At 69.6% G+C, this 24456-nt stretch carries 20 protein-coding genes and 1 pseudogene; 13 read left to right on the forward strand and 8 right to left on the reverse strand.

What is annotated here, in order from left to right; translation table 11 throughout:
• The 4 genes and pseudogenes from BZL64_RS29425 to BZL64_RS29440 all read left to right on the forward strand — a co-directional run.
• Window positions 1-249: pseudogene (locus BZL64_RS29425) on the forward strand (ABC transporter ATP-binding protein); the annotation flags it as partial.
• 162 nt (window positions 250-411) lie between these two features.
• Window positions 412-1299, forward strand: coding sequence for a FadR/GntR family transcriptional regulator (locus tag BZL64_RS29430; RefSeq protein ID WP_086772201.1), 888 nt, complete (start codon window positions 412-414; stop codon window positions 1297-1299).
• Window positions 1300-1744: 445 nt separating this feature from the next.
• Window positions 1745-3286 (forward strand): RNA polymerase sigma factor, encoded by a 1542-nt coding sequence (locus BZL64_RS29435; protein ID WP_086772218.1) that lies wholly within the window; start codon window positions 1745-1747, stop codon window positions 3284-3286.
• 133 nt (window positions 3287-3419) lie between these two features.
• A complete protein-coding gene (locus tag BZL64_RS29440) occupies window positions 3420-4286 on the forward strand; it encodes a S1 family peptidase (protein ID WP_086772202.1) in 867 nt (288 codons plus the stop codon).
• Window positions 4287-4387: 101 nt separating this feature from the next.
• Here the strand turns inward: BZL64_RS29440 and BZL64_RS29445 are convergent, their stop codons facing one another.
• Entirely contained in the window at window positions 4388-4603 is a 216-nt protein-coding gene (locus BZL64_RS29445; RefSeq protein WP_086772203.1) for a DUF7455 domain-containing protein, read from the reverse strand.
• A gap of 443 nt (window positions 4604-5046) precedes the next feature.
• Between BZL64_RS29445 and BZL64_RS29450 the strand changes: the two genes are divergently transcribed.
• From BZL64_RS29450 to BZL64_RS29475, 6 genes are all read left to right on the forward strand, one after another.
• Window positions 5047-7170 (forward strand): DNA gyrase/topoisomerase IV subunit B, encoded by a 2124-nt coding sequence (locus BZL64_RS29450; RefSeq protein WP_086772204.1) that lies wholly within the window; start codon window positions 5047-5049, stop codon window positions 7168-7170.
• Between the two features lie 290 nt (window positions 7171-7460).
• On the forward strand, window positions 7461-7991 hold the full coding sequence (locus tag BZL64_RS29455; RefSeq protein WP_086772205.1) for a DUF1453 domain-containing protein: 531 nt from the start codon (window positions 7461-7463) through the stop codon (window positions 7989-7991).
• Window positions 7988-9139, forward strand: coding sequence for a sensor histidine kinase (locus BZL64_RS29460; RefSeq protein WP_086772206.1), 1152 nt, complete (start codon window positions 7988-7990; stop codon window positions 9137-9139). The genes BZL64_RS29455 and BZL64_RS29460 overlap by 4 nt, the downstream gene beginning before the upstream one ends.
• The gene (locus BZL64_RS29465; protein WP_086772207.1) at window positions 9136-9819 is read left to right on the forward strand and encodes a response regulator transcription factor; all 684 of its coding nucleotides are present in this window, start codon (window positions 9136-9138) and stop codon (window positions 9817-9819) included. The genes BZL64_RS29460 and BZL64_RS29465 overlap by 4 nt, the downstream gene beginning before the upstream one ends.
• Window positions 9820-9992: 173 nt before the next feature.
• Window positions 9993-10448: a DUF485 domain-containing protein gene (locus BZL64_RS29470; RefSeq protein ID WP_086772208.1), complete on the forward strand. Its 456-nt coding sequence runs from the start codon at window positions 9993-9995 to the stop codon at window positions 10446-10448.
• Window positions 10445-12037: a solute symporter family protein gene (locus BZL64_RS29475; protein ID WP_086772209.1), complete on the forward strand. Its 1593-nt coding sequence runs from the start codon at window positions 10445-10447 to the stop codon at window positions 12035-12037. The genes BZL64_RS29470 and BZL64_RS29475 overlap by 4 nt, the downstream gene beginning before the upstream one ends.
• A 104-nt stretch (window positions 12038-12141) precedes the next feature.
• On the opposite strand, the gene BZL64_RS29480 is transcribed toward BZL64_RS29475, so the two are convergent.
• The 4 genes from BZL64_RS29480 to BZL64_RS29495 all read right to left on the reverse strand — a co-directional run bounded on the left by BZL64_RS29480 (window position 12142) and on the right by BZL64_RS29495 (window position 16983).
• On the reverse strand, window positions 12142-12822 hold the full coding sequence (locus BZL64_RS29480) for a response regulator (RefSeq protein ID WP_086772210.1): 681 nt from the start codon (window positions 12820-12822) through the stop codon (window positions 12142-12144).
• On the reverse strand, window positions 12819-14489 hold the full coding sequence (locus tag BZL64_RS29485; protein ID WP_086772211.1) for a sensor histidine kinase: 1671 nt from the start codon (window positions 14487-14489) through the stop codon (window positions 12819-12821). The genes BZL64_RS29480 and BZL64_RS29485 overlap by 4 nt, the downstream gene beginning before the upstream one ends.
• Before the next feature lie 161 nt (window positions 14490-14650).
• Complete coding sequence (locus BZL64_RS29490; RefSeq protein ID WP_086772212.1) at window positions 14651-15592, reverse strand: sucrase ferredoxin; 942 nt, start codon at window positions 15590-15592, stop codon at window positions 14651-14653.
• Window positions 15593-15726: 134 nt separating this feature from the next.
• Window positions 15727-16983: a citrate synthase gene (locus BZL64_RS29495; protein WP_086772219.1), complete on the reverse strand. Its 1257-nt coding sequence runs from the start codon at window positions 16981-16983 to the stop codon at window positions 15727-15729.
• Between the two features lie 99 nt (window positions 16984-17082).
• Between BZL64_RS29495 and BZL64_RS29500 the strand changes: the two genes are divergently transcribed.
• Entirely contained in the window at window positions 17083-18246 is a 1164-nt protein-coding gene (locus tag BZL64_RS29500) for a citrate synthase/methylcitrate synthase (RefSeq protein ID WP_086772213.1), read from the forward strand.
• A 219-nt stretch (window positions 18247-18465) separates the two neighbouring features.
• Here BZL64_RS29500 and BZL64_RS29505 read toward each other — a convergent pair whose 3' ends face one another.
• Together BZL64_RS29505 and BZL64_RS29510 are read right to left on the reverse strand one after the other, a co-directional pair.
• On the reverse strand, window positions 18466-18702 hold the full coding sequence (locus tag BZL64_RS29505; protein ID WP_086772214.1) for a hypothetical protein: 237 nt from the start codon (window positions 18700-18702) through the stop codon (window positions 18466-18468).
• A gap of 140 nt (window positions 18703-18842) precedes the next feature.
• Window positions 18843-19394 carry a DUF6082 family protein gene (locus BZL64_RS29510; protein WP_086772215.1) on the reverse strand — a complete coding sequence of 184 codons (552 nt, stop codon included), beginning with the start codon at window positions 19392-19394 and terminating at the stop codon, window positions 18843-18845.
• 320 nt (window positions 19395-19714) lie between these two features.
• Here BZL64_RS29510 and BZL64_RS29515 point away from each other — a divergent pair, with 320 nt between their 5' ends.
• Window positions 19715-20836 (forward strand): CobW family GTP-binding protein, encoded by a 1122-nt coding sequence (locus BZL64_RS29515; RefSeq protein ID WP_086772216.1) that lies wholly within the window; start codon window positions 19715-19717, stop codon window positions 20834-20836.
• On the opposite strand, the gene BZL64_RS29520 is transcribed toward BZL64_RS29515, so the two are convergent.
• On the reverse strand, window positions 20833-23289 hold the full coding sequence (locus BZL64_RS29520) for a DNA gyrase/topoisomerase IV subunit A (protein WP_086772217.1): 2457 nt from the start codon (window positions 23287-23289) through the stop codon (window positions 20833-20835). The two genes, BZL64_RS29515 and BZL64_RS29520, sit on opposite strands and share 4 nt — an antisense overlap.
• Window positions 23290-23631: 342 nt before the next feature.
• Here BZL64_RS29520 and BZL64_RS29525 point away from each other — a divergent pair.
• Window positions 23632-24456, forward strand: an 825-nt coding sequence (locus tag BZL64_RS29525) for a M16 family metallopeptidase (RefSeq protein WP_143663341.1), incomplete at its 3' end; no start/stop codon positions are given.

Consider the following 24456-nt stretch of genomic DNA (forward strand, 5'->3'; position numbering starts at 1 on the left):
GTCGCCGTACCGGTGGCCGTCGTACCGCTCGTACAGAAGGCCGTGGAGAGCGCGTCCGTGCGGACCGCGGCCGGGATGTCGGTGCGGCTGCGGGAGGTGCTGCTCTCCCAGTGGCCCTTCGGGGGAGACCGCTATGTCGCAGCCGCATTGCGCGTGGTCACTCAACCCGTGGGCGGAGCCCTGGCCTTGTCGCTGAGCGGCCTGCTGTGCGCGTATTTGCTCACAACCCTGCGCAGCCGAATCCGATGACGACCACCCATGCGCATCTGGGACCAGCTTGTGCGCAACTCCCCGGATAAAGCCCATTTCTTTCCGATAAGGCGTCAATTGCGATGGGGTGAGCGATCACCCTTTCGTGTGCTTTTCACCAAAGACCTCAAGGGAGTTGGAAAGAGCGCCGACAAAGAATCCGTGAGTACCCTTGCGCACACCATGATGACCGCCGCCCGCTCCACCGACTCCGGTCTGGCCGGCCCGGGCGAACTCGACCGCTACCCCTTCGCGGAGGGCCCCGCAGCCGACCGTGTCGGCTCTTCTGTCTGGGAGAGTGCGGAACCTGAGCTGGGCCGTGTCGGCCGGCGTGGCGCGGGCAGCCGCGGACGCGGGCTGCACGGCCAACTCGTCCAGCAACTCGGCCAGATGATCGTTTCCGGCGATCTGGGTGCCGACCGCCCGCTCGTGCCCGAGGAGATCGGCCAGCGCTTCGAGGTCTCCCGCACCGTCGTCCGCGAGTCGCTCCGGGTCCTGGAGGCCAAGGGACTCGTCAGTGCCCGGCCGAACGTCGGCACGCGCGTGCGTCCTGTGAGTGACTGGAACCTCCTCGACCCGGACATCATCGAGTGGCGTGCCTTCGGCCCGCAGCGCGACAGCCAGCGGCGCGAGCTCAGCGAGCTGCGCTGGACGATCGAGCCGCTCGCCGCCCGTCTCGCGGCCGGGCACGGGCGCGAGGATGTTCAGCAGCGCCTGTCGGACATGGTCGAGATCATGGGGCACGCCATGGGTCAGGGTGACGCGCTCACCTACTCCCGGGCCGATGCCGAGTTCCACTCGCTGCTCATCCAGATCGCGGGCAACCGCATGCTGGAGCACCTCTCCGGCATCGTGTCCTCCGCCCTTCAGGTCTCCGGCAGCCCGGTCACGGGCTGTGACCGGCCCACCGAGGCGTCGCTCGGTCACCACGGCAGGATCGCCGACGCTCTCGCGGCGGGTGACGGCGCCGCTGCCGAAGCGGCCATGCGCCAGCTGCTCACCGTCCACCCCGAGGTGGAGCGGGTCGTCCCGGCGCCCCGCGAGCACTGACCCCACGCTTCGGGCGGAGGGGCCGGGGACGGTTTCCCGTTGCCGTGCCGTCCCGGCCTTCCCGAGGTTTCCCCGCCTTCCCACGCCCTCCCGTCGGACCCCGCAGGACCCGCCACGGGCCTGCGGGGTCCGGCCGCGCGTCGAGGCCGATTGGGCCGCAACGGTGTGGGTAGACACTGCGGGTGACCTCATCTGCCCTTGTCTGACCGTTTTTGAGCGCTTACGGGGTGTGACTCGGGCCACGAAGATTGGGCGTAACGCTCATGGAAGCAACGCGATGACCTAAGAGGTGACAGCCGCGGAGGGAATACGGACGCCGTTCAAGGCGCTGTGCAACTTCCCGGCCCCCGCCCGCACCGTCGGCCCATCCCCAAGGCCGGTGGTCGGCTCCTGTCCGTAGTGGACGGGGCCGGAAGCCGTTTTCCAACGTTCCGAGAGGTTGTTCGTGTCGGCCAGCACATCCCGTACGCTCCCGCCTGAGATCGCCGAGTCCGTCTCTGTCATGGCGCTCATTGAGCGGGGAAAGGCTGAGGGGCAGATCGCCGGCGACGATGTGCGTCGGGCCTTCGAAGCTGACCAGATTCCGGCCACTCAGTGGAAGAACGTACTGCGCAGCCTCAACCAGATCCTCGAGGAAGAGGGTGTGACGCTGATGGTCAGTGCCGCGGAGCCCAAGCGCACCCGAAAGAGCGTCGCAGCGAAGAGTCCGGCCAAGCGCACCGCCGCCAAGACGGTCGCGGCGAAGACGGTGACCACCAGGAAGGCCACCGCCACTTCTCCCGCCGCTCCGGCCTCCGCTGTGGACGACCCCACAGACGAAGCCGCCACCGAGAAGAAGGCAGCAGCCAAGAAGACGGCTGCGAAGAAGGCGACCGCCAAGAAGGCGGCCCCCGCCAAGAAGACGGCTGCGAAGAAGACCGCCGGCAAGAAGGACGACGCCGAGCTGGTCGAGGACGAGGCCGCCGAGGAGACGACCCCCAAGACGGGCGACGAGCCCGAGGGCACGGAGAACGCCGGATTCGTCCTCTCCGACGACGACGAGGACGACGCGCCCGCCCAGCAGGTCGCCGCCGCCGGTGCCACCGCCGACCCGGTCAAGGACTACCTCAAGCAGATCGGCAAGGTCCCTCTGCTGAACGCGGAGCAGGAGGTCGAACTCGCCAAGCGCATCGAGGCCGGTCTTTTCGCCGAGGACAAGCTGGCCAACGCCGACAAGCTCGCCCCCAAGCTCAAGCGTGAGCTGGAGATCATCGCCGAGGACGGCCGCCGGGCCAAGAACCACCTCCTGGAGGCCAACCTCCGTCTGGTGGTCTCCCTGGCCAAGCGTTACACCGGCCGCGGCATGCTCTTCCTGGACCTCATCCAGGAGGGCAACCTCGGTCTGATCCGCGCGGTCGAGAAGTTCGACTACACCAAGGGCTACAAGTTCTCCACGTACGCCACCTGGTGGATCCGTCAGGCGATCACCCGCGCCATGGCCGACCAGGCCCGCACCATCCGTATCCCGGTGCACATGGTCGAGGTCATCAACAAGCTCGCGCGCGTGCAGCGCCAGATGCTTCAGGACCTGGGCCGTGAGCCCACCCCGGAGGAGCTGGCCAAGGAACTCGACATGACCCCGGAGAAGGTCATCGAGGTCCAGAAGTACGGCCGCGAGCCCATCTCGCTGCACACCCCGCTGGGCGAGGACGGCGACAGCGAGTTCGGTGACCTCATCGAGGACTCCGAGGCCGTCGTCCCGGCCGACGCGGTCAGCTTCACGCTCCTCCAGGAGCAGCTGCACTCTGTCCTCGACACACTGTCCGAGCGCGAGGCCGGCGTGGTCTCCATGCGCTTCGGTCTCACCGACGGTCAGCCGAAGACCCTCGACGAGATCGGCAAGGTGTACGGCGTCACGCGCGAGCGCATCCGCCAGATCGAGTCCAAGACGATGTCGAAGCTCCGTCACCCGTCCCGCTCTCAGGTGCTGCGCGACTACCTCGACTAAGTCGACTGCGTACGACCGCGAAAGGCCCGGTCCCCTTCGGGGGCCGGGCCTTTCGGCTTGCTCCGCGGGTGCGCGGCGCCGTGCACTGAATCACTCTGGGTGTCCATCGATCACTCCTGAGTGAGGAGCGTGCATGCGTCGTCCCTTTGTCCGGGTGCTGACCAGGCCGTTGGTCCTGGTGACCGCGGTCATGGCCATACCACTGGTGTCCGCCGTCCCGGCGGCCTCCGACGGTGTCGTGGTGGGTGGCTTCCCGGTCGATGTGTCGGACAGCCCCTGGACCGTCGCCCTGTCCAGCCGTGACCGGTTCGGAGGTATGCGGTCGGGGCAGTTCTGCGGGGCAGTGGCAGTCGGCCCGACCACGGTGCTCACCGCAGCCCACTGCATGGGCGAGGAGGTCCTCGGGGTTCCCCCCGGCCGGGCACACGACCTGAAGGTCGTGGCGGGCCGTACAGATCTCTACTCGGACGTGGGTCAGGAGATCGCCGTGAATGAGATCTGGGTGAACCCGGCCTACGACAGCTACAGCAACTCCGGCGATTTCGCCGTGCTCAAGCTGGCCGAGCCGCTGCCGCAGACCTCGGTCATCGCCATGACCGGTGCCGGTGATCCGGCGTACTCCGCGGGCACCGAGGCCATGGTCTACGGCTGGGGAGACACCTCGGGAGTCGGCTCCTACGCCCACGGGCTGCGCGCCGCTCGTGTGCATGTGCTGCGGGACAGCGTCTGCGAGAACGCTTACCCAGGGCCGGCCGACGGTTCGTACCGGGCGAAGACGATGGTGTGTGCCGGGGAGCCCCAGGGGGGCCGCGACTCCTGCCAGGGAGACAGCGGCGGGCCACTGGTCGCCCAGGGCCGCCTGATCGGCCTGGTGTCCTGGGGCAGCGGGTGTGGGCGGGCCGGCAGCCCCGGCGTCTACACGCGGGTGTCCGACATCGTCAGAACACTGCGCTGGGAGGCCGCGCTGCCAGGCGCCGCACGGCCGTCACGCGGGGGCTGAGACGGGTTTTCGAACGAGTGCGGGCGGTCGCCCCTGGGACGCAGGGGCGACCGCCCGCTACCAGCCTGTGCCGGTGGTCGCTCGTCGGTGAACGCGATCTGTCAGCGCTCTTCTTCTGAGGCGGGAACGGCGGTCAGTCGCTCCGTCTCGTCCTGTATCTCAGCGGCGATCTTCTTGAGTTCCGGCTCGAACTTGCGACCGTGGTGGGCGCAGAAGAGCAGTTCTCCGCCGCTGAGCAGGACGACGCGCACGTACGCCTGGGCGCCGCAGCGGTCAGCGGCCGTCATCGGGCTCGCGGGGGTCAGAACAGTAGTCACGTCGCCTCTTCTCTAGCTCGACGAGCTGTCGTACCAGGGTCAACATCCAACCAGCCCCAAAACGTTCCCGCTCGTGGCTTCTCCTCGAAAAAATCTTCCGAGGCGGCCGTCTGCTGCCGGTTTGGCGGCGAATGTGCCGTATTACGTGTTGGCTGTGTCGTACGGTTTCGCGCTGTCGGTCATGGTCCGGTCCTCCCGGCTGGATTGCCGGTTTGTTCATGAGGACGTGCCCGGAGCCTAAATGGTTCATGCCTCCGAGGGAACGTGATATGTACTTCACTCCATCGAGGGATCGAACACGCATGCGACGCTGGACTAGTGTGAGTTCGGGGGAGGGTGGCGTGACAACGGCTCTACCAGGCCTCGGTACCCTCTTTGCGGCGACCGAAGCCGCGCCCTTACCCAGTGAGGGCCCATCTGAAATTCAGCGAGGAGCGAAACGCGTGACCGCCGATACGTCCGTGCCGTCCACAGCGCTGCTGGCAGGAGCAGACCGGGACGGTTCCAACTACACCGCGCGGCACCTGCTCGTCCTCGAAGGCCTCGAGGCCGTACGCAAGCGCCCGGGTATGTACATCGGCTCCACCGACAGCCGTGGCCTCATGCACTGCCTCTGGGAGATCATCGACAACTCCGTCGACGAGGCTCTCGGCAGCTACGGCGACCACATCGAGGTGATCCTCCACGACGACGCCTCCGTCGAGGTGCGGGACAACGGCCGGGGCATCCCCGTCGACGTCGAGCCCAAGACCGGCTTGTCCGGTGTCGAGGTCGTCATGACCAAGCTGCACGCCGGCGGCAAGTTCGGCGGTGGCTCGTACGCCGCCTCCGGCGGTCTGCACGGCGTCGGTGCCTCGGTGGTGAACGCACTGTCCGCCCGGCTCGACGTAGAGGTCGACCGCGGTGGGCACACCCATGCGATCAGCTTCCGCCGCGGCGTCCCCGGCGTGTTCGCCGGTGACGGGGCGGACGCCAAGTTCGAGCCCGCGAGCGGTCTGCGCAAGACGAAGCGGATCCCGAAGACCCGCAACGGCACACGCGTGCGTTACTGGGCCGACCGGCAGATCTTCCTCAAGGACGCCAAGCTCTCCCTGGAGCACCTCCACCAGCGCGCCCGCCAGACCGCCTTCCTGGTGCCCGGCCTCACGATCGTCGTCCGTGACGAATACGGTCTGGGCGACGGGGGCAGCAAGGGTGAGGAGTCCTTCCGCTTCGACGGCGGAATCAGCGAGTTCTGCGAGTACCTGGCCACCGACAAGCCCGTCTGCGACGTGCTCCGTTTCACCGGTCAGGGCTCCTTCAAGGAGACGGTCCCGGTCCTGGACGACCACGGCCAGATGACGCCGACGGAGGTCACCCGCGAGCTGGGCGTCGACGTCGCGCTGCGCTGGGGTACCGGGTACGACACGACTCTCCGGTCCTTCGTCAACATCATCGCCACTCCCAAGGGCGGCACCCATGTAGCCGGCTTCGAGCAGGCCATCGTCAAGACGGTGAACGAGGTGCTGCGCTCCAAGAAACTGTTGCGCGTCGCCGAGGACGACATCGTGAAGGACGACGCCCTGGAGGGTCTGACCGCCGTCGTCACGGTCCGGCTCGCCGAGCCCCAGTTCGAGGGCCAGACGAAGGAGGTCCTGGGCACCTCGGCGGCCCGCCGCATCGTGAACACCGTGATCTCCCGGGAACTCAAGGCGTTCCTGACGTCCACCAAGCGGGACGCGGCGGCCCAGGCACGGGTCGTCATGGAGAAGGCGGTCGCCGCCGCGCGCACGCGTATCGCGGCCCGGCAGCACAAGGACGCCCAGCGTCGCAAGACGGCCCTGGAGTCCTCGTCGCTGCCGGCCAAGCTCGCCGACTGCCGCAGCGACGACGTCGAGCGCAGCGAGCTGTTCATCGTCGAGGGCGACTCCGCGCTCGGTACGGCGAAGCTCGCACGGAATTCCGAGTTCCAGGCGCTCCTGCCGATCCGGGGCAAGATCCTCAACGTTCAGAAGTCGTCCGTGACCGACATGCTGAAGAACGCCGAGTGCGGCGCGATCATCCAGGTCATAGGAGCGGGTTCCGGGCGGACCTTCGACATCGACGCGGCCCGCTACGGCAAGATCATCATGATGACCGACGCCGATGTGGACGGCTCCCACATCCGGTGCCTCCTGCTGACGCTGTTCCAGCGCTACATGCGGCCCATGGTGGAGGCCGGCCGGGTGTTCGCGGCGGTGCCGCCGCTGCACCGCATCGAGCTGGTCCAGCCCAAGAAGGGCCAGGACAAGTACGTCTACACGTACTCGGACCGCGAGCTGCGAGACAAGCTCATGGAGTTCCAGAGCAAGAACGTCCGGTACAAGGACTCCATCCAGCGGTACAAGGGTCTGGGCGAGATGGACGCCGATCAGCTGGCCGAGACCACGATGGACCCGCGGCACCGCACCCTGCGCCGCATCAACCTCTCCGACCTGGAGGCGGCCGAGCAGGTGTTCGATCTGCTCATGGGGAACGATGTGGCGCCGCGCAAGGAGTTCATCTCCAGCTCGGCGGCGACGCTGGACCGGTCGCGTATCGACGCGTAGGCGCTGCAGCAGGGCCGGGCGGTGTCGTTCGGGCAGTCTCGTGGGGTGGGGCCGACCTGGTGTCCAGGTCGGCCCCACCCGGGTTACGGGCTGGTGTCCAGGTCGGCTGCCCACCGAGGTTCCGGGCTGTCTCCGTCGGCGGAGCCTCCACCTGGGGGTGGAGAGCGCGGCTCGCTGAGATCCACCCATGATCCACCCGAGGGCCGATCTCCAGGCCAGGCCGTTTCCGTAGCGTCGAAGGCGTCGGCGGCGCTCGCTGTCGGCGACCTCTTCCGCTCACGGAGGCTGCGATGGCCTGGTTCGTCAACGCGCTGCTGATCGCGGCCGTGGCCGCTCTGGCGATCGTGCGGCAGTTCCGCGCCGGCCGCGTCGACACCGACCGTCGCTGGTGGGTGCTGCCCGGCATCCTGGCCTTCGTGGCCCTGCGCGAGCCCGACCTCCTCGGCGGCGACCGCCACACGGCGTCCGCTGCGATACTCGCCGCCGATCTGCTCATGGGGCTGGCCCTGGGTGCCGGCTGGGCCTGGACCACGCGCATATGGGTGGAGACGGACGGCACCGTGTGGAGCAAGAGCACCAAGGCGAGTGTGGTCGTCTGGACCGCGGGTCTCGGCCTGCGTGCGGGCCTCTTCGCGTGTGGCGCGATGGTGGGCGTCCACCAGGGCAGCTCCGCCCTGATACTCGCTCTGGCCGCCACTCTGCTGGGCCGTTCCGGCGTCCTGGCATGGCGGGTGCAGTCCCTGCACCGGACCCCGACCACAGCCTCAGCCCTTACGTACGGTGACGGTGTGCCCCGGTCCCTGTGGAAGGAGCCCGTGTGATGGAGGACGCCTTCCTGCGCTGGCCTTCCCGTGAGGCGCTCGGCCGTGAAGGGGTCCCACAGCCGAGGCGCCTGCTGGCCTGGGCCGTGCGGCTCCTGGTAGCCGGCGTCCTGATCTGGAGCGCCCTCCACGACAACCGTGTCCGTGGCTGGACCGCAGCCGCCGGGATCGGCGGATTCCTGGTGGCCGGGCTGCTGGCCTGGGCGTTCTTCCGTCTCACACTCGGACACCGGCTGTGGGCGTCCTTGAGCCTCCTGCTCCTGTTGCTGGGGCTTGCGGCCGTTGTCCGTGCCGTGGGATTCGAGACGCCCGCCACCATTCTGTGGTGCGGATGCGCCATTGCGGCTCTGGAGCGGCTGCCTCTGGCGGCCGCGCTGCTCCCGGCGGGCGTGGGCTTCGCCTCGTTCGCCGTGTTCAGCCAGGACGGATGGCTGACCGCAGTCGCCACGACCGGCGGTATGGCCCTCGCCGGGTACGCGCTCCGGCTTGACGCGGAGGCCCGGGGCAATGCCCAGCGGCTGCTCGCCCATGAAAGGGCGGCTCGTGTCGCGGAGACGGAGTCGGCCGCGCTCGCCGAGCGCACCCGTATCGCCCGGGAGATCCACGATGTGCTGGCCCACAGCCTTTCGGCGCAACTCGTGCACCTGGAGGCGGCCCGGCTGATGATCGAGCGGGGTGCGGACCGCGCGCAGATTCTCGAACGGGTGGTCGCGGCGCGCGGAATGGCCCGCGACGGTCTGGAGGAGACACGGCAGGCGCTCTCCGCGCTGCGGGGCGAGCTGACGCCTCTGGAAGGGTTCCTGGCGGGGCTGGTGCGGGCGACCGGCGGTGCTGAGGTCACAGTGGCGGGTGAACGCAGACCACTGTCGGCCGAGGCATCACAGGCCGTGCGCAGGGTCGCCCAGGAGGCACTGACCAACGTGCGCAAGCACGCGCAGGGGGCCAAGGTGCAGGTGCACCTGGATTACCGATCGGACCAATTGATCCTGCAGATAAGGGACTCGGGGGGTTCGCCGGCCGAACTCGCCGGGGCGGGAGGCGGGTACGGTCTGCTGGGGATGCGGGAGCGCGCCGAGTTGTTGGGAGGCTCGCTCGAGGCGGGACCGGACGAGGAAGGGTTCGTGGTGACGCTGAAGGTGCCGGCATGACCGAGGAGTCGGAGGCGAAGCCCGCCCGGGTCGTGGTGGCGGACGACCAGACCATCGTGCGGGAAGGCATCGTGATGCTGCTCGGGCTGCTGCCGGGGATCGAGGTCGTGGGCGCCGCAGGAGACGGCGACGAGGCGGTGCGGCTGGTCGGGGAACTGGACCCGGACGTGGTGCTCATGGACCTGCGCATGCCCCGCTGTGACGGCGTCGAGGCGACCCGACGCATCCGGGCCGAGCATCCCGGCACGCAAGTGGTGGTGCTCACGACCTTCGGGGACGACGAGTCCTTGTTCCCCGCGCTCAGAGCGGGTGCCCGCGGGTACCTCACCAAGGACGCGGGCGGCGACGAGATCGTGCGGGCCGTGCGGGACGTCCTGTCGGGGGACGCGGGACTGTCGCCAGGTGTCCAACGGCGGCTGCTGGAGCATCTGTCGGCGCCCGAGCCGGAGCCGAAGGCGCCCGTCGGTCCGCCCGACGGGCTGACGGCACGGGAGACCGAGGTGCTCGTCCTGATCGCCGGAGGCCTCAGCAACCAGGAGATCGCCCGACAACTGCAGGTCTCTACGGCGACCGTGAAGACACACATCAACAACATGTTCACGAAGACCGGGCTCAACGACCGGGCACAGGCGGTTCTTTATGCGTTCAGGAAGGGGCTGGTGCGGCCACCGGTGGGGTGAAAGCGCCTTTCGTCACCTGATGGGGTGAAGCGCGCAGGGAAGAAGAGTCGGGGATCTTCCCGTTCTGTCCATCCTTGGGCATGCAGTCAAGCAACGGCCGTGCCCGCGGTACCGAGAGTTCGGGCGACCCTTGGCAAGGCGTTGACCCGGCGTCCGTCGAGACCTCGGGGGACATGCGGTACGAAGACCCTTGGTATGACGCGCTGGCCTCGGGCTGGGGCGAGGCCGACACCCCGAACACGTCCGGGACCGAGGTTCCCGCAGCGCGTCGGGAGCGGGTGGACGGGGCTGCCGCGGCGGCGCAGGTCTATGTCGAGGTGCAGCGCAGCGAGGCGTTCCAGGAGGTCCGCACCCGATATCGGCGGTTCGTGATTCCCGCGGTCATCGGGTTCTTCCTCTGGTACGTCGCCTACGTCGTCACAGCGACGACCGCGCCCGGATTCATGGCCCGTCCCGTGTGGGGCGCGGTGAACGTGGCTCTCCTCGCGGGGCTCGGACAGTTCCTGAGCACCTTCCTGCTCACCTGGGCCTACTCGCGCCACGCACGACTGCACAGGGACCGCGCGGCGCTCGAACTGCGTTGGGACACCCAGGAACTGACGCGTGAGGCACGGGGCGGTGCGGTGTGACCGGCAACCATCAGACGTTGGCGTTGCTGCTGTTCAGTGTCTTCGTCGCCATCACTCTGGGGATCACGACGTGGGTGAGTCGCAGTCGGCAGGGCTCGGCGGAGGAGTTCTACGCGGGCGGGCGGCTGTTCTCCCCCATGGAGAATGGTTTTGCCATCGCGGGCGACTACATGTCGGCCGCCTCCTTCCTTGGCATCTCGGGGCTCATCTCCCTCTTCGGCTACGACGGTCTGCTGTATTCGGTGGGCTTTCTCGTGGCCTGGCTCGTCGTCCTGTTCCTCGTGGCCGAACTGGTGCGCAACTGCGGGCGCTTCACGCTTGCCGACGTCATTGCCGCGCGGATGAACGAACGCCCCGTGAGGATCGCGTCAGGGACGGCCTCCGTCACCGTGTCCGTTCTCTACCTGGTGGCGCAGATGGTGGGTGCGGGCAGCCTCGTCGCCCTTCTGCTCGGCGACACCGGCGAGGCGGCCCAGGCATGGGCCGTGATCGGTGTCGGCGCCCTCATGGTGATCTATGTGTCGCTGGGGGGAATGCGGGCCACCACGTGGATCCAGATCGTGAAGGCGGTCCTGCTGCTCGGTGGCACGATCGTGCTCACCGTGCTCGTCCTGGTGCGCTTCCATGGCGACTTCGACCGGCTGCTGCGCACCGCGGCTGAGCGCAGCGGGCACGGTGCCGCGTTTCTGGCGCCCGGCCTGAAATACGGTGGGGACTGGATCGCCCGCTTCGACTTCATCAGCCTGGGGCTCGCACTCGTGCTGGGTACGGCAGGTCTGCCACACATCCTGGCCCGTTTCTACACCGTGCCGACGGCGCGGGCCGCCCGGCGTTCCGTCGTCTGGTCGATCGGACTCATCGGCGGCTTCTACCTGATGACGATCGTCCTCGGCTTCGGCGCGGCGGCGATCGTCGGTCCGGACGCCGTACGCGGCTCCAACGCCTCGGGGAACACGGCGGTCCCGCTCCTGGCCCTCGACCTGGGCGGCGGCGCCGGTTCCACCGGAGGGGCCGTGCTGTTCGCGATCGTGGCGGCCGTCGCCTTCGCCACGATCCTCGCCGTGGTCGCGGGGATCACGCTCGCCTCCTCGGCGTCGGTCGCCCACGACCTGTACGCCTCGCTGCGACGCAGGAGCACCGCACCGCGCAGCGAGGTGACGGTCGCGCGGATCGCCGCCATCGGCATCGGCGTCATCGCGATCGGCCTCGGCCTGCTGGCCCGCGATCTCAACGTCGCCTTCCTGGTGGGACTCGCCTTCGCCGTCGCCGCGTCGGCGAATCTGCCGGTCCTGCTGTACTCGCTGTTCTGGCGGGGATTCACCACGCGGGGTGCCGTCTGGGCGGTCTACGGCGGACTGGTTCCGGCCCTGGTGCTCGTCGTGGTGTCGCCCGTCGTGTCGGGCAGCCCTCAGTCGATCTTCCCGGACGTCGACTTCCAGATCTTCCCGCTCCAGAACCCCGGCCTGGTCTCGATTCCCCTGGGCTTCCTCGCCGGCTGGCTCGGCACGGTCACCTCGGCGGAGGTCCCGGACGAGGCCAAACACGCGGAGACCGAGGTCCGGTCGCTGACGGGCGCCGGGGCCGTCTAGGACCTGTGCTTCGGGTCACGCCCGGTTCACGCGCGACTCCTGCGCCGGTGGTCGGATGGCTGCCGCCACTGTCCGTCCGGCCCCGCCACAGCACGTCGAATCGCTCAGCCGCGGGTCGCCCACACGTAACGGTGTTCCGGGCGGCCCGCGTCGCCGTACTTCAAGGTGAGCCGGGCCCTGCCGGTGCGCTCCAGGAGCTTCAGATAGCGCTGTGCGGTCTGGCGGCTGACCCCGGTGCGTTCGGCGATCTCCTGGGCGGACAGCGGCCCTTCCGCGTTCATCAGGGACTGGCGCACGAGCTCCGCCGTAGTGGGGGAGTGGCCTTTGGGCAGCCCCGGCTCCGAGGGTGCGGACAGGGCGCCGAAAATGCGGTCGACGTCGGCCTGTTCCGCCTCGCCGCCGCTGTCGAGCCTGCGACGCAGCTCCGCGTACGCCTCCAGCTTGCCGCGCAGGCCCGCGAAGTTGAACGGCTTGACCAGGTACTGCAGAGCGCCCTGCCGCATCGCTGCCTGCACCGTCGTGACGTCCCGCGCGGCAGTCACCATGATCACGTCGGCTTGGTGGCCACGTCTGCGCATTTCCTGCACGACCTCCAGACCCGTCTCGTCGGGGAGGTAGTGGTCGAGCAGGATCAGGTCGAGACGCGGCAGCAGTTCCACCTGGCGGAGCGCTTCGGCCGCACTGTGCGCCTCGCCGGCGACATGGAAGCCGGGCACCTTCTCGACGTAGGCCGCGTTGACGCGGGCGACCCTGATGTCGTCGTCCACGACCAGGACCTCGATCATCGCGTCTCCTTCTCGGCGGTGCTCTGCGTGGGTGCGGCCAGGGCGGGCTCCAGCTCGGCCTCGGTCAGAGCCTCGGGCAGGACGACCGTGAACTCGGCGCCGCCTCCGTGAGCATCGCTCACTGACGCCCCGCCGCCCTGCCGCTCGGCGAGCCTGCGCACCAGGGAGAGGCCGATGCCGCGTTTGCCGTGGGCAGGCGGCTTCTTCGTGGACCAGCCCTCGGTGAAGATCAACTCACGCTGTTCGGCGGGGACTCCGGGCCCCGTGTCCCGCACTCGCAGCACGGCGCTGCGGCCCTCGGTTCGCAACTCGACCTCCACGCGCGCGTGCGGAGTGCCGGCTACGGCGTCCAGCGCGTTGTCCACCAGATTGCCGACGACCGTCACCAGCCCGCGCGGATCGACCAGCCGGTCGGGCAGTCGCGTGCCCTCCGAGATCCCCAGGGCGACGCCGCGCTCGGCCGCCACGGTGGCCTTGCCGACCAGCAGCGCGGCGAGCAGTGGATCCCCGATCTTCTCGGTCACCTGCTCCGCGGTGGCCCGGTGGTCACCGACCACCTCGCCGACGAACTCCACGGCGTCGTCGTACATCTCCAGTTCGAGAAGCCCCAGGAGCGTGTGCATGCGGTTGGCGTGCTCGTGGTCCTGGGCGCGCAGAGCGTCGATCAGCCCGTGCGTGGAGTCGAGTTCCCGCCCCAGCTGTTCCAGTTCCGTGCGGTCGCGCAAGGTGGCCACGGCACCGCCGTCGTCGGTGGGCATGCGGTTGACGACCAGCACGCGCTGTCCGCGGACGGTGACCAGGTCCGTACCGGTCACCCGGCCGGCCAGGACGTCGGACGTACGGCCCTCACCGAGCGCCTCGTCCGGTGACCGGCCCACCGCCTCGTCGCCGATGCCCAGGAGACGCTGTGCCTCGTCGTTGAGCAGGCGGACGAGGCCGGCCCGGTCCAGGGCGACGACGCCCTCCCGGATGCCGTGCAGCATCGCCTCGCGTTCCGAGAGCAGCGCCGAGATATCGGAGAACGCCAGGTCACGGGTCTGTCGCTGGACCCGTCTGGAGATCAGCCAGGCGGCCAGCGCACCCACGGCGAGCGCGCCTCCCGCGTAGGCGAACAGTCCCGGGATGGCGTGGATCAGCCGCGCGCGCACGCTGTCGTACTCGATGCCCACCGAGACCGCCCCGACGATCCTGTCGCCGCCGTCGCGCAGGGGTACCTTGCCGCGGGCCGAGCGGCCCAGCGTGCCGTTGTCGATCTCCATGACGTCCCGGCCGGCCAAGGCGTCGCTGGGGTCCGTCGAGACGTGGCCGCCGACCTCCTGGGGCTCGGTGTGGGACCAGCGCGTGCCGCGAAGATCCATCACCACCACGTACTCGGCCCCGCTCGCCTTGCGGATCCGCTCCGCCGCCAGCTGCACGGGCCCGTCGACCGACGGCGGTGTGTGCTGGAGGTCCTCGGCGATCTGCGGTACGGCCGCGGTGGTCTGCGCGATGGCGAGCGCGCGGCGCATGGCCTGGTCGTCCAGCTGGTCACTGAGAGGGGCCAGGAACAGGCCGGTCGCGAGCACGACGACTCCGGCGGCGATCGCCAGCTGCATGAGCAGGATCTGCGAGAACACGCGGCGGGGCATCCCGAGGCGCAGGCGACGGACGGGGGGAGTGGGGCTCATACCCCCGACGGTACGTGGGCGGGCCCGCGGAGCCGTAGTGGCGTGTCATACGGATCTCTTGATCGACTCAAGAGGAAACGATTCGGCGATACCTCGGATACCGGGATACCTCGGATACCGCGATACCTCGGATCAAGGTCGATCGTCATCGCACCGGCCGATCAGCCGACCAGAGCCGCCGACCTGAGCGCGTGCATCGCCACCACGTCCATCCGCGCGGGGGACCCGAGGACTGCAGCCCCACAGCTCTCCGGGCGGGGCGGTGCGGACGCGCCCTGGGTCACGACCACCCGCCAGTGCCGACCGTCCACATGCGCGATGGTCACCTCCCACCGCGGCGCCTCGCCCCGCGTCAGAACGACGGTGAGCGCCTCGGCCGCGTACTCGCCGGTCGCCGTGCGCACGGCCAGCTCCGCCGCCTGTCCGGGCCGTTCCCACGCCGAGTTCCCGCGGCAGCCCTCCACGACGACGCGACCCTCCTGGGCGCCGTGCAACACCTCCTTGACGGCGTGGGCCTGGGCGCGGCCGTACGCATAGCCGTACGGCAGGACCAGCACGGTCGGCGAGAAGCGATGACCACCCAGATGGGTGACCTCCCAGACCCCGTCGACGCCCGAAGCGGAGAGTTCGGCGGCGAGGGGGCGGCCGAGGAGGGCACAGCAGCGGTCGCGTTTGCCGTTGGTGCAGACGAGGGCGAGCGGGTCGCCGGTGTAGGGCGTGCCGTGGAGAGCCGTGTCGAAGGTGTGGTGGTCGCCCCGGCCGAGCGCGGCGAGGTCGATGTCCAGCAGTCGGCCCGGGTCATCGGTGGTGGCGCTGCGCAGCCACACCCTGCCCGGAACCGTGTGGGCCGCGTACACCTGGCGCTGGGGAGCGGTGCCGAGGTCGGCGTGCGGGCCGGGGCGCCGGATGAGCGCGACGCGAACTCCGGTGCCTTGCGCGGCGGCCTCGAGGGCGCGGCCCAGCACGGGGTCCAGGTGGCTCGACGTGAGCGCCTTGGCACCCCAGGGGCCGGACTGTTCGAGGAGCAGCCAGGTCGTCGCCGTGGCCGCGGTCCCGGCCATGGGCTCGTCGAGGTCCCGCGAGACGGTCGTGCACGTACTCACAGAGGTGAGCCTAACCTGACTTGGCCCGCAGCGACCTCCGGTAGGGCATGTGTCCCGAAGGACGGCACGCGCATGTGTGCCGCCCAGACCGGGGCACCCGTGGCGTCGCGCCTGTTCAGGGGTGTGCGGTGGGATTACTCCGGGAGCGGCCGGGGAGGTTTCGGGCCCACATAGAGGCCGCTCGGACGCATGCGCAGGGGGCGTTCGCCGTACTCCTCCAGGGCGTGCGCGATCCAGCCCGCCGTCCGGGCGACGGCGAAGACGGTCTCGCCCGCCGACGCCTCCATCCCACAGGACGCGGTGAGGACGGCCAGCGCGAGGTCGACGTTGGCGTGCAGCGGGGTGTGCCGGGCGGCCGTGGCCACTATGTCGCGGGCGGCGGCCAGGGCGGGCGCCGCCTCGGGGATCTCCTCCAGCAGGGCGAAGAGGGCACGCGCGCGAGGGTCCTCCTGCGCGTAGAGCCGGTGTCCCAGGCCGGGGATGCGGCGGCCGGCCCGCAGCTCCGCCGCGATCACGGGTCCCGCGGAGCCCTGGTCGAGCACTTCCAGCACCAGCCGGTGCGCGAGTCCGCTCGCGGCGCCGTGCAGGGGGCCCTCGATCACTCCGAGACCGGCGGTGACGGCCGCGTAGGCGTGTGCGCGGGCGCTGGCCGCGACCCGCACCGCGAGCGTCGACGCGGCCAGGTCGTGGTCGACGAGCAGGGCGAGCGCGGTGTCCAGGACATGCAGCGGCGCCTCCGCCGCGGGCTGCCAGCTGAGCCGTCCCCACAGCCGCTGGGCCAGGGAACCGCCGTCCCGGTGGGCGGGAAGTTTCGCCGGCAGTGCGGCCACGAGGGTCGGGATGAGGGTGCGGGCCGCACCCAGGACCGCGTCCTGGGAGAGGTCGAAGCGGAGCGGGTCGGCCACCGCGGCGGCGATCGCGGCGACGCGCAACCGGTCGGTGGGTCCGGTGTGTTCGGGCAGCGCGCCGACCGCGCGGCGGGCCGCCTCGACGGAGGCCGGGGGTGCGGTGAAGGTGGCGCCGGTCCGCATCCGGCCGGTCCACAGCCACTCGGCGACCTCTTCGTACGAGTGCCGGGCGGCCAGTTCGGTCGCGTCGACGCCTCGGTAGTAGTACCTGTCCTGGTCGATGAGAGTGAGACGGGTGCGTACGGACTGCTCGGCGCCCGTGCCCGGAGTCCCGTTGCTCTCCCGCCTGTTGCGCTGCGCGAGCGTCTCGACCTCCTGGGCGTCGAAGGTGCTGCCGCGGCCGCCGGGCACGCGTCGGCTGCCGAGCTGGCCTCGGCTCACGTACGCGTACACGGTCTCGGGCTTTACGCCGAGCAGCTCGGCGGCCTCCTTGGTGGTCAGCCGTCGTTCCGGGTGGCCGGAGCCGGGTTCCTGATCGCGCATGAGGGTCACCGTATCCATAAGGCTCATATGTTGATTCAATCAATATTGACAGAGATTTAGTCAATCATGGACAGTCAAATCAAGTTCAAGGAGGAAACCATGTCCGTCAACAGGTCCGCAGCCACACTCGTCGAGGTACCGCGGGGACTTGCCGGTGTCGTCGTCGCCGACACCGAGGTCGGTGACGTCCGGGGACGCGAGGGCTTCTACCACTACCGCCAGTACTCGGCCGTCGACCTCGCCCACAGCCGTCCGTTCGAGGACGTCTGGCATCTGCTCGTCCACGGTGACCTGCCCGACGCCCCCCGCGCTGCCGCTTTCGCCGCCGAGACCGCGGCCCTGAGGAGGCTTCCCGACCAGGTGGCGGCCGCGCTGCCGGCCATAGCCGCGGCGGGCGCGCACGCTGACCCGCTCGCCGGCCTGCGCACGGCCCTGTCGCTGCTGGGCGCCGCGAAGGGCTTCCGGCCGGTGTACGACATCGACGCCGACCGGCGACGGGAGGACACCCTCGCCGCAGCCGCCGCCGTACCGACGCTGCTCACCGCGCTGTACCGGCTGGGGAAGGGCCTCGGGCCCGTCGAGCCGCGTGAGGATCTCTCGTACGCGGCGAACTACCTGTACATGTTGACCGGTGCCGAGCCGGAACCGGAGCGGGCGCGCGCCGTCGAGCAGTACTTGATCTCCACTATTGATCACGGCTTCAACGCGTCCACCTTCACCGCCCGGGTCGTCACCTCGACAGGCGCGGACGTGGCTGCCTGCCTGGTCGCCGCCGTCGGCGCGCTGTCGGGACCCCTGCATGGCGGTGCGCCCAGCCGCGCGCTGGACACCCTGGACGCGATCGGGACCCCGGACCGCATCGACCCGTGGATTCGCGAGCGGGTTCTGGCGGGCGATCGCATCATGGGGTTCGGCCACGCCGTCTACCGGACCGAGGACCCGCGCTCGCGCATGCTCCGCGAGATCGCCCAGCGCTTCGGGGGGCCGCGCGTCGACTTCGCGGTGGAGGTCGAGCGGCAGGTCGAGGCGATCCTGGCCGAGCTGAAGCCGGGCCGGGAACTGCACACGAACGTGGAGTTCTACGCCGGCGTCGTCATGGAATTCTGTGGGCTGCCTCGCGAGATGTTCACCCCCACGTTCGCGGCGGCCCGGGTCGTCGGCTGGAGCGCCAACATCCTGGAGCAGGCGGAGGACAAGAAGATCATCCGGCCTGCGGCGCGGTATGTGGGGCCTCGCGCGCCGGTCCCCGTGTCGGCGGCCTGAGCCGGAAGGCGACCGGTTTCCGGTGTCCGCGGCTGAAGGCGTCCGGAGAACGCGTGTGGCCTGGTGCCGTTCTGGCGCCAGGCCTCATCGGTGGTGATCGAGCAGGGACGGGGTGCCGGGCTGCTCGCCGGGTGACCGCCGGCTCGCTCAACGGTTGTGCGCGGCCGGGGTGGTGGACGACGGGACGGGTCTTCGGATGGACCGTGCTCGTGCGGTGGGTCAGGCGTCGGGAATGTCCGCCTTGGCGCGGATCAGTGTCTCCCTGCTCACGACGACGATGCGTTCGTAGTCGGCGCGTGCGGCGTCCGCGGGCAGTTCACCGTCCAGCGCCTCGGTGGCCTCGGTGCCGATGACGGCGAAGTTGCCGTCACTGAGTTCGAACACATCCGGGCAGTTGGCTCCCGAGTTACTGCCTCGGGCGCTCGGAGGCACACCGATGCGGCGCACGATCTTCAAGAGTGGTACCGGTCCTTCAGAAGGGTCTGGGCAGAGTGCAGAGCAAAAAGTACCGGGACCGGTGGGGTTGTTGGGGCTGCATCGCCGAAGTTGTGCGGATGAGACCCAGGAGTTGACCTGATCGGCGGTGCGGTCCGCGCTCACTCGGCCGGTGGATGGCCCACCACCCACCATTCGTCCGTGTCGGCCTCGTCCAGATCCTTGACGAGACCGTCCACCATGTGTCCGATCCGGGCCTCGTCGGACGACTGCTTGAGGGTGGCGCGCTGACTCTGGGACGCCTCCCAGTACTCCCGGAACAGCGGGCTCTGGAAGAACTCGCGCAGATACGTGTACAGCTCCTCCCGGTCCACGATGCCCGCGCGGTAGAGGTGGTACAGGTGGGCGTACCACGCGTTGGCGTACAGGAACTGGCGGCGCTTCTCCGCCGGGATGCTCTTGTCGTAGGTGTCGATCACCGCGGCGAGGGACGGGTCGTCGATCGCCCTGGCCAGCAGTTCCCAGTGCATGCGCTGCTGATGTGCCAGGGCCTTGCGGCGGAACGCCAGTTCCTCGAGTTCCAGTCGGCGCTCGTCCAGGCGGGCCGTCTCGAGATACCGGTGCCGGGCTGCCAGCACCGCTGTGCCGGCGGTGAGCAGCAGGCCGAGCGTGGCGGATGCCAGCTTCCCCGCAGCGTGCTTTCGTGTGGCCATGTCAACCCCCGAATCAGGCGACCGTCAGCCGGTCGTCGGTTGCGGGTCGGCTGACGGGGACCGGCGAGCGGTGGGCGGCGCTTGCCGTCTCCCAGGGTGCCGAGCGGCTCTGATCGGCGGGGGAGGCGGAGAGGAGGCGCACGGAGGGAAGTGAGGGTCGCACACCACGGCGCCTTGCCCAACGTCTGCCCCGCCGGCGCTGCTAACAATCGTTCACTTCGCGGTGATTCTTCCGGCTCGTATCCTGACTGCGCATTCAATCCTCGACCGTGCGCCGGGCCGCGAGCCGGTGCACGCGTAGGTGTCAGAGAGGTCGCACGTTGACGCAGCGCAGCACTCCACAGCAGATCCCGGTCGTCGTACTCGCCGGATTCCTGGGTTCCGGCAAGACGACGCTGCTCAACCACCTCCTCCACCGCAGCGGAGGCAGCCGTATCGGCGCGATCGTGAACGACTTCGGCGCCATCGAGATCGACGCCATGGCCGTGGCGGGCGCGCTCGGTGATTCCACGGTCTCCCTCGGCAACGGCTGCCTGTGCTGCGCCGTGGACGCCAGTGAGCTGGACGTCTACCTCGAACGCCTCGCACGCCCCTCCGCCCGCATGGACGTGATCGTCATCGAGGCCAGCGGGCTCGCCGAGCCGGGGGAACTCGTCCGGATGATCCTCGCGAGCGAGCATCCGGGAATCGTGTACGGCGGCCTCGTCGAGGTCGTCGACGCCGCCGAGTTCGAGGAGACCCGCGCCAGGCACCCCGAGATCGACCGGCACCTCGCGCTCGCCGACCTCGTCGTGGTGAACAAACTGGACCGGACGTCCGACCCCGACCGTGTCCTCGGTCTCGTGCGCTCGCTCACCGACCGGGCAGCCGTCGTACCGGCCACCTACGGCCGTGTCGATCCCGAGTTGCTCTTCGAGTGCCGACCGAGCGAGGAGCGCGTCGGCCAGCTCTCCTTCGACGACCTGCACCGGCAGGACGGCAACGCCGGACACGACGCTCATATTGATCACGTTGACCATCTGCACACGGCCTACGACAGCCTGTCCTTCGTCTCCGAAGTCCCGCTGGACCCGCGCCGGTTGATGCCGTTCCTCGACAGCCGACCCGAGGGGCTCTACCGCATCAAGGGATACGTCGACTTCGGGCCGCACGACCCGGCGAACCGGTACAGCGTGCACGCCGTCGGGCGCTTCCTGCGCTTCTACCCGGAGCCCTGGGGCCACGCCGAGGCACGCCGCACCCAGCTCGTCCTGATCGGCTCCGGCATCGACACCGCGGCCCTCGTCAAGGAACTGGAGGGCTGTGAGAACAACGCCCCGCACGCCGACGACGAGCGCGGCATGTGGGGCGTCCTTCGCTACGTACAGGATCCCGAGGAGCAGACCGGCGAGGAGGCCGTCGAGGGCATGGACGAGGCCGTCGACGCCGTCGAGAGGGCCTAGACCGGGCCGGCCACCACCGACACCGTCTTCCCCAGCGACATGCCCGAGCCGTCCCTGCGCGGGTCGATCTCCGGCAGGTCGACCGGGGTGCCGTTCTTCTGCGCGGCCCGCGCCGGGACGGGCCCCGCCCAGGCCAGCGACAGGCAGTCCTCACCCTTGAGGAACCGCTGGCAGCGCACGCCACCGGTCGCACGCCCCTTGCGTGGGTACTGGTCGAACGGGGTCAGCTTGGCGGTCGTCTGGACGGAGTCGTCCAGCGTGCCGCGCGAGCCCGCGACCGTGAAGACCACCGCGTCCGCAACCGGATCCACCGCCGTGAAGGAGATCACCTTCGCGCCCTCGGTGAGTTTGATGCCCGTCATACCGCCGGCCGGGCGGCCCTGCGGGCGGACGTGCGCCGCCTGGAAGCGCAGCAACTGGGCGTCGTCCGTGATGAAGACCAGATCCTCGTCGCCCGTGCGCAGCTCGACCGCGCCGACGATCCGGTCACCCTCCTTGAGGGTGATGACCTCCAGCTCGTCCTTGTTGGTCGGATAGTCGGGCACGACCCGCTTGACGACACCCTGCTCGGTGCCGAGCGCGATGCCCGGGGAGGACTCGTCGAGCGTGGTCAGGCAGACCACCGTCTCCTCGCCCTCCACGGGGACGAACTCCGTCAGCGGGGCGCCGCCCGAGAGGTTCGGTGCCGACGCCGTGTCCGGCAACTGCGGCAGGTCGACGACGTTGATCCGCAGCAGCCGTCCCGTCGAGGTGACCGCACCGATCTCCCCGCGCGCGGTGGCGGGCACCACCGACACGATCACGTCGTGCTTGGTCCGCCGGGCGTCCGCGTCCTCCGCGAACGGTTCGGCGTTCGCCGTACGGGCCACCAGCCCCGTGGAGGAGAGCAGCACGCGGCACGGGTCGTCGGCCACCTGGAGCGGCACGGTGGAGGCCGGCGTGCCCGCCGACTCCATCAGGACCGTACGACGCTCGGTGGCGAACTTCTTGGCCACCGCGGCCAGTTCCGCCGACACCAGCTTGCGCAGCTCCGCGTCCGACTCCAGGATCCGGGTCAGCTCGGCGATCTCCTCGGTGAGCTTCTCCTGCTCCGCCTCCAGCTCGATGCGGTCGAACCTGGTCAGCCGGCGCAGGGGTGTGTCGAGGATGTACTGGGTCTGGATCTCCGACAGGGAGAAGCGCTCGATCAGGCGCTCCTTGGCCTGTGCGCTGTTGTCGCTGGAGCGGATCAGGCGGATGACCTCGTCGATGTCGACGAGCGCCGTGAGCAGGCCTTCCACCAGGTGCAGGCGGTCGCGGCGCTTGGTCCGGCGGAATTCGCTGCGCCGCCGGACGACCTCGAAGCGGTGGTCGAGGTAGACCTCGAGCAGCTCCTTGAGGCCCAGCGTGAGCGGCTGGCCGTCGACCAGCGCCACGTTGTTGATCCCGAAGGACTCCTCCATGGGCGTCAGCTTGTACAGCTGCTCCAGGACGGCCTCCGGCACGAAGCCGTTCTTGATCTCGATGACCAGGCGCAGCCCGTGCGCGCGGTCCGTGAGGTCCTTGACGTCGGCGATGCCCTGGATCCGCTTCGAGCCGACCAGATCCTTGATCTTGGCGATGACCTTCTCGGGGCCGACGGCGAAGGGCAGTTCGGTGACGACGAGGCCCTTGCGGCGGGCCGTCACGGTCTCCACCGACACCGTGGCGCGGATCTTGAAGGTGCCGCGGCCCGTCTCGTAGGCGTCCCTGATCCCGGAGAGACCGACGATCCGGCCGCCGGTGGGCAGATCGGGGCCCGGGACGTGCTTCATCAGCGTGTCCAGATCCGCGTTCGGGAAGCGGATCAGGTGGCGGGCGGCCGAGATGACCTCGCCCAGGTTGTGCGGCGGCATGTTCGTGGCCATGCCGACCGCGATGCCCGAGGAGCCGTTGACCAGGAGGTTCGGGAAGGCGGCGGGCAGTGCCACCGGCTCCCGCTCCTGGCCGTCGTAGTTCGGGGTGAAGTCGACCGTGTCCTCGTCGATGGACTCGGTCATGAGGCTCGTCGCCGCGGTCTGACGGCACTCCGTGTACCGCATGGCGGCCGGCGGGTCGTCGTTGCCCAGCGAGCCGAAGTTGCCGTGACCGTCGACCAGGGGCACTCGCATGGAGAACGGCTGGGCCATGCGGACCAGGGCGTCGTAGATCGACGCGTCGCCGTGCGGGTGCAGCTTGCCCATGACCTCGCCGACGACGCGCGCGCACTTCACGTATCCGCGGTCGGGACGCAGGCCCATCTCGTTCATCTGGTAGACGATGCGGCGGTGGACGGGCTTGAGGCCGTCGCGGGCGTCCGGCAGGGCGCGGGAGTAGATGACCGAGTACGCGTACTCGAGGAAGGAGCCCTGCATCTCGTCGACGACGTCGATGTCGAGGATCCGCTCCTCGTACGAGTCGTCGGGCGGCGGGGTCTTCGTGCTGCGGCGGGCCATCGCTGCCGGCTCCTCCTGTTTCCTGGTCGCTCGCCTGCGGGGCGCTCACGTCGGTGTCGACGCGCGCCCTTCGGCTCACTCTTGCTGAGGCGTGTGACGGGATCTACGCGGACCATTGTGGACCGTGGCACTGACAGCGCGTCCCAGGGTCCGGGCGTCGGCGACCGGACCGGCCGGAGCGGCACCTCGTCCACGGCTGTCCGCAGGCTACGCGATCTCGCTCTCGGCGTACGCCGCCCGGGAACTTCGCCGCGGCTGCGCACGCTTGCATACAGTGGCAGGACCGGCAGGAAAACCGCGGTTTCGACGACCGCGTCCGCGATCGGAAGGACGTACATGCCCATGGGTCACACGGCCACAGCCCAGGCAGGCTCCGGGGGCCTGACAGCGAGCGAGCACCGCCTGGCCAACGGCCTGCGCGTGGTGCTCTCCGAGGACCACCTGACCCCCGTCGCGGCGGTGTGTCTCTGGTACGACGTCGGCTCGCGCCATGAAGTCAAGGGCCGTACCGGCCTTGCTCACCTCTTCGAGCACCTGATGTTCCAGGGCTCCGCCCAGGTCAAGGGCAACGGCCACTTCGAGCTGGTCCAGGGCGCGGGAGGCTCGCTCAACGGCACGACGAGCTTCGAGCGCACCAACTACTTCGAGACCATGCCCACCCACCAGCTGGAGCTGGCCCTCTGGCTGGAGGCCGACCGCATGGGCTCCCTGCTCGCCGCACTGGACGACGAGTCGATGGAGAACCAGCGCGACGTCGTCAAGAACGAACGCCGCCAGCGCTACGACAACGTCCCCTACGGCACGGCGTTCGAGAAGCTGACCGCTCTCGCCTACCCGGAGGGCCACCCCTACCACCACACGCCGATCGGCTCGATGGCCGACCTGGACGCGGCGACCCTGGAGGACGCGCGCGCGTTCTTCCGGACGTACTACGCGCCCAACAACGCCGTCCTGTCGGTCGTCGGAGACATCGACCCAGAGCAGACGCTCGCCTGGATCGAGAAGTACTTCGGCTCCATCCCCGCCCACGACGGCAAGCCCGAGCCCCGTGACGGCTCCTTGCCCGACGTCATGGGCGAGCAGCTGCGCGAGATCGTCGAGGAGGAGGTCCCGGCCCGCGCGCTGATGGCCGCCTACCGGCTGCCGCAGGACGGCACGCGCGCGTGC

Source organism: Streptomyces bobili (assembly GCF_002154575.1).
Lineage (GTDB): Bacteria > Actinomycetota > Actinomycetes > Streptomycetales > Streptomycetaceae > Streptomyces > Streptomyces bobili.

What these genes read in the sequence shown, in the direction of transcription:
- BZL64_RS29500 (WP_086772213.1), top strand. Translation starts at nt 17,083, where the DNA reads ATGTCCGTCAACAGGTCCGCAGCCACACTCGTCGAGGTACCGCGGGGA.
- BZL64_RS29495 (WP_086772219.1), bottom strand. Translation starts at nt 16,983, where the DNA reads ATGCGCGATCAGGAACCCGGCTCCGGCCACCCGGAACGACGGCTGACC.
- BZL64_RS29510 (WP_086772215.1), bottom strand. Translation starts at nt 19,394, where the DNA reads ATGGCCACACGAAAGCACGCTGCGGGGAAGCTGGCATCCGCCACGCTC.
- BZL64_RS29470 (WP_086772208.1), top strand. Translation starts at nt 9,993, where the DNA reads ATGCGGTACGAAGACCCTTGGTATGACGCGCTGGCCTCGGGCTGGGGC.
- BZL64_RS29485 (WP_086772211.1), bottom strand. Translation starts at nt 14,489, where the DNA reads ATGAGCCCCACTCCCCCCGTCCGTCGCCTGCGCCTCGGGATGCCCCGC.
- BZL64_RS29465 (WP_086772207.1), top strand. Translation starts at nt 9,136, where the DNA reads ATGACCGAGGAGTCGGAGGCGAAGCCCGCCCGGGTCGTGGTGGCGGAC.
- BZL64_RS29480 (WP_086772210.1), bottom strand. Translation starts at nt 12,822, where the DNA reads ATGATCGAGGTCCTGGTCGTGGACGACGACATCAGGGTCGCCCGCGTC.
- BZL64_RS29455 (WP_086772205.1), top strand. Translation starts at nt 7,461, where the DNA reads ATGGCCTGGTTCGTCAACGCGCTGCTGATCGCGGCCGTGGCCGCTCTG.
- BZL64_RS29440 (WP_086772202.1), top strand. Translation starts at nt 3,420, where the DNA reads ATGCGTCGTCCCTTTGTCCGGGTGCTGACCAGGCCGTTGGTCCTGGTG.
- BZL64_RS29520 (WP_086772217.1), bottom strand. Translation starts at nt 23,289, where the DNA reads ATGGCCCGCCGCAGCACGAAGACCCCGCCGCCCGACGACTCGTACGAG.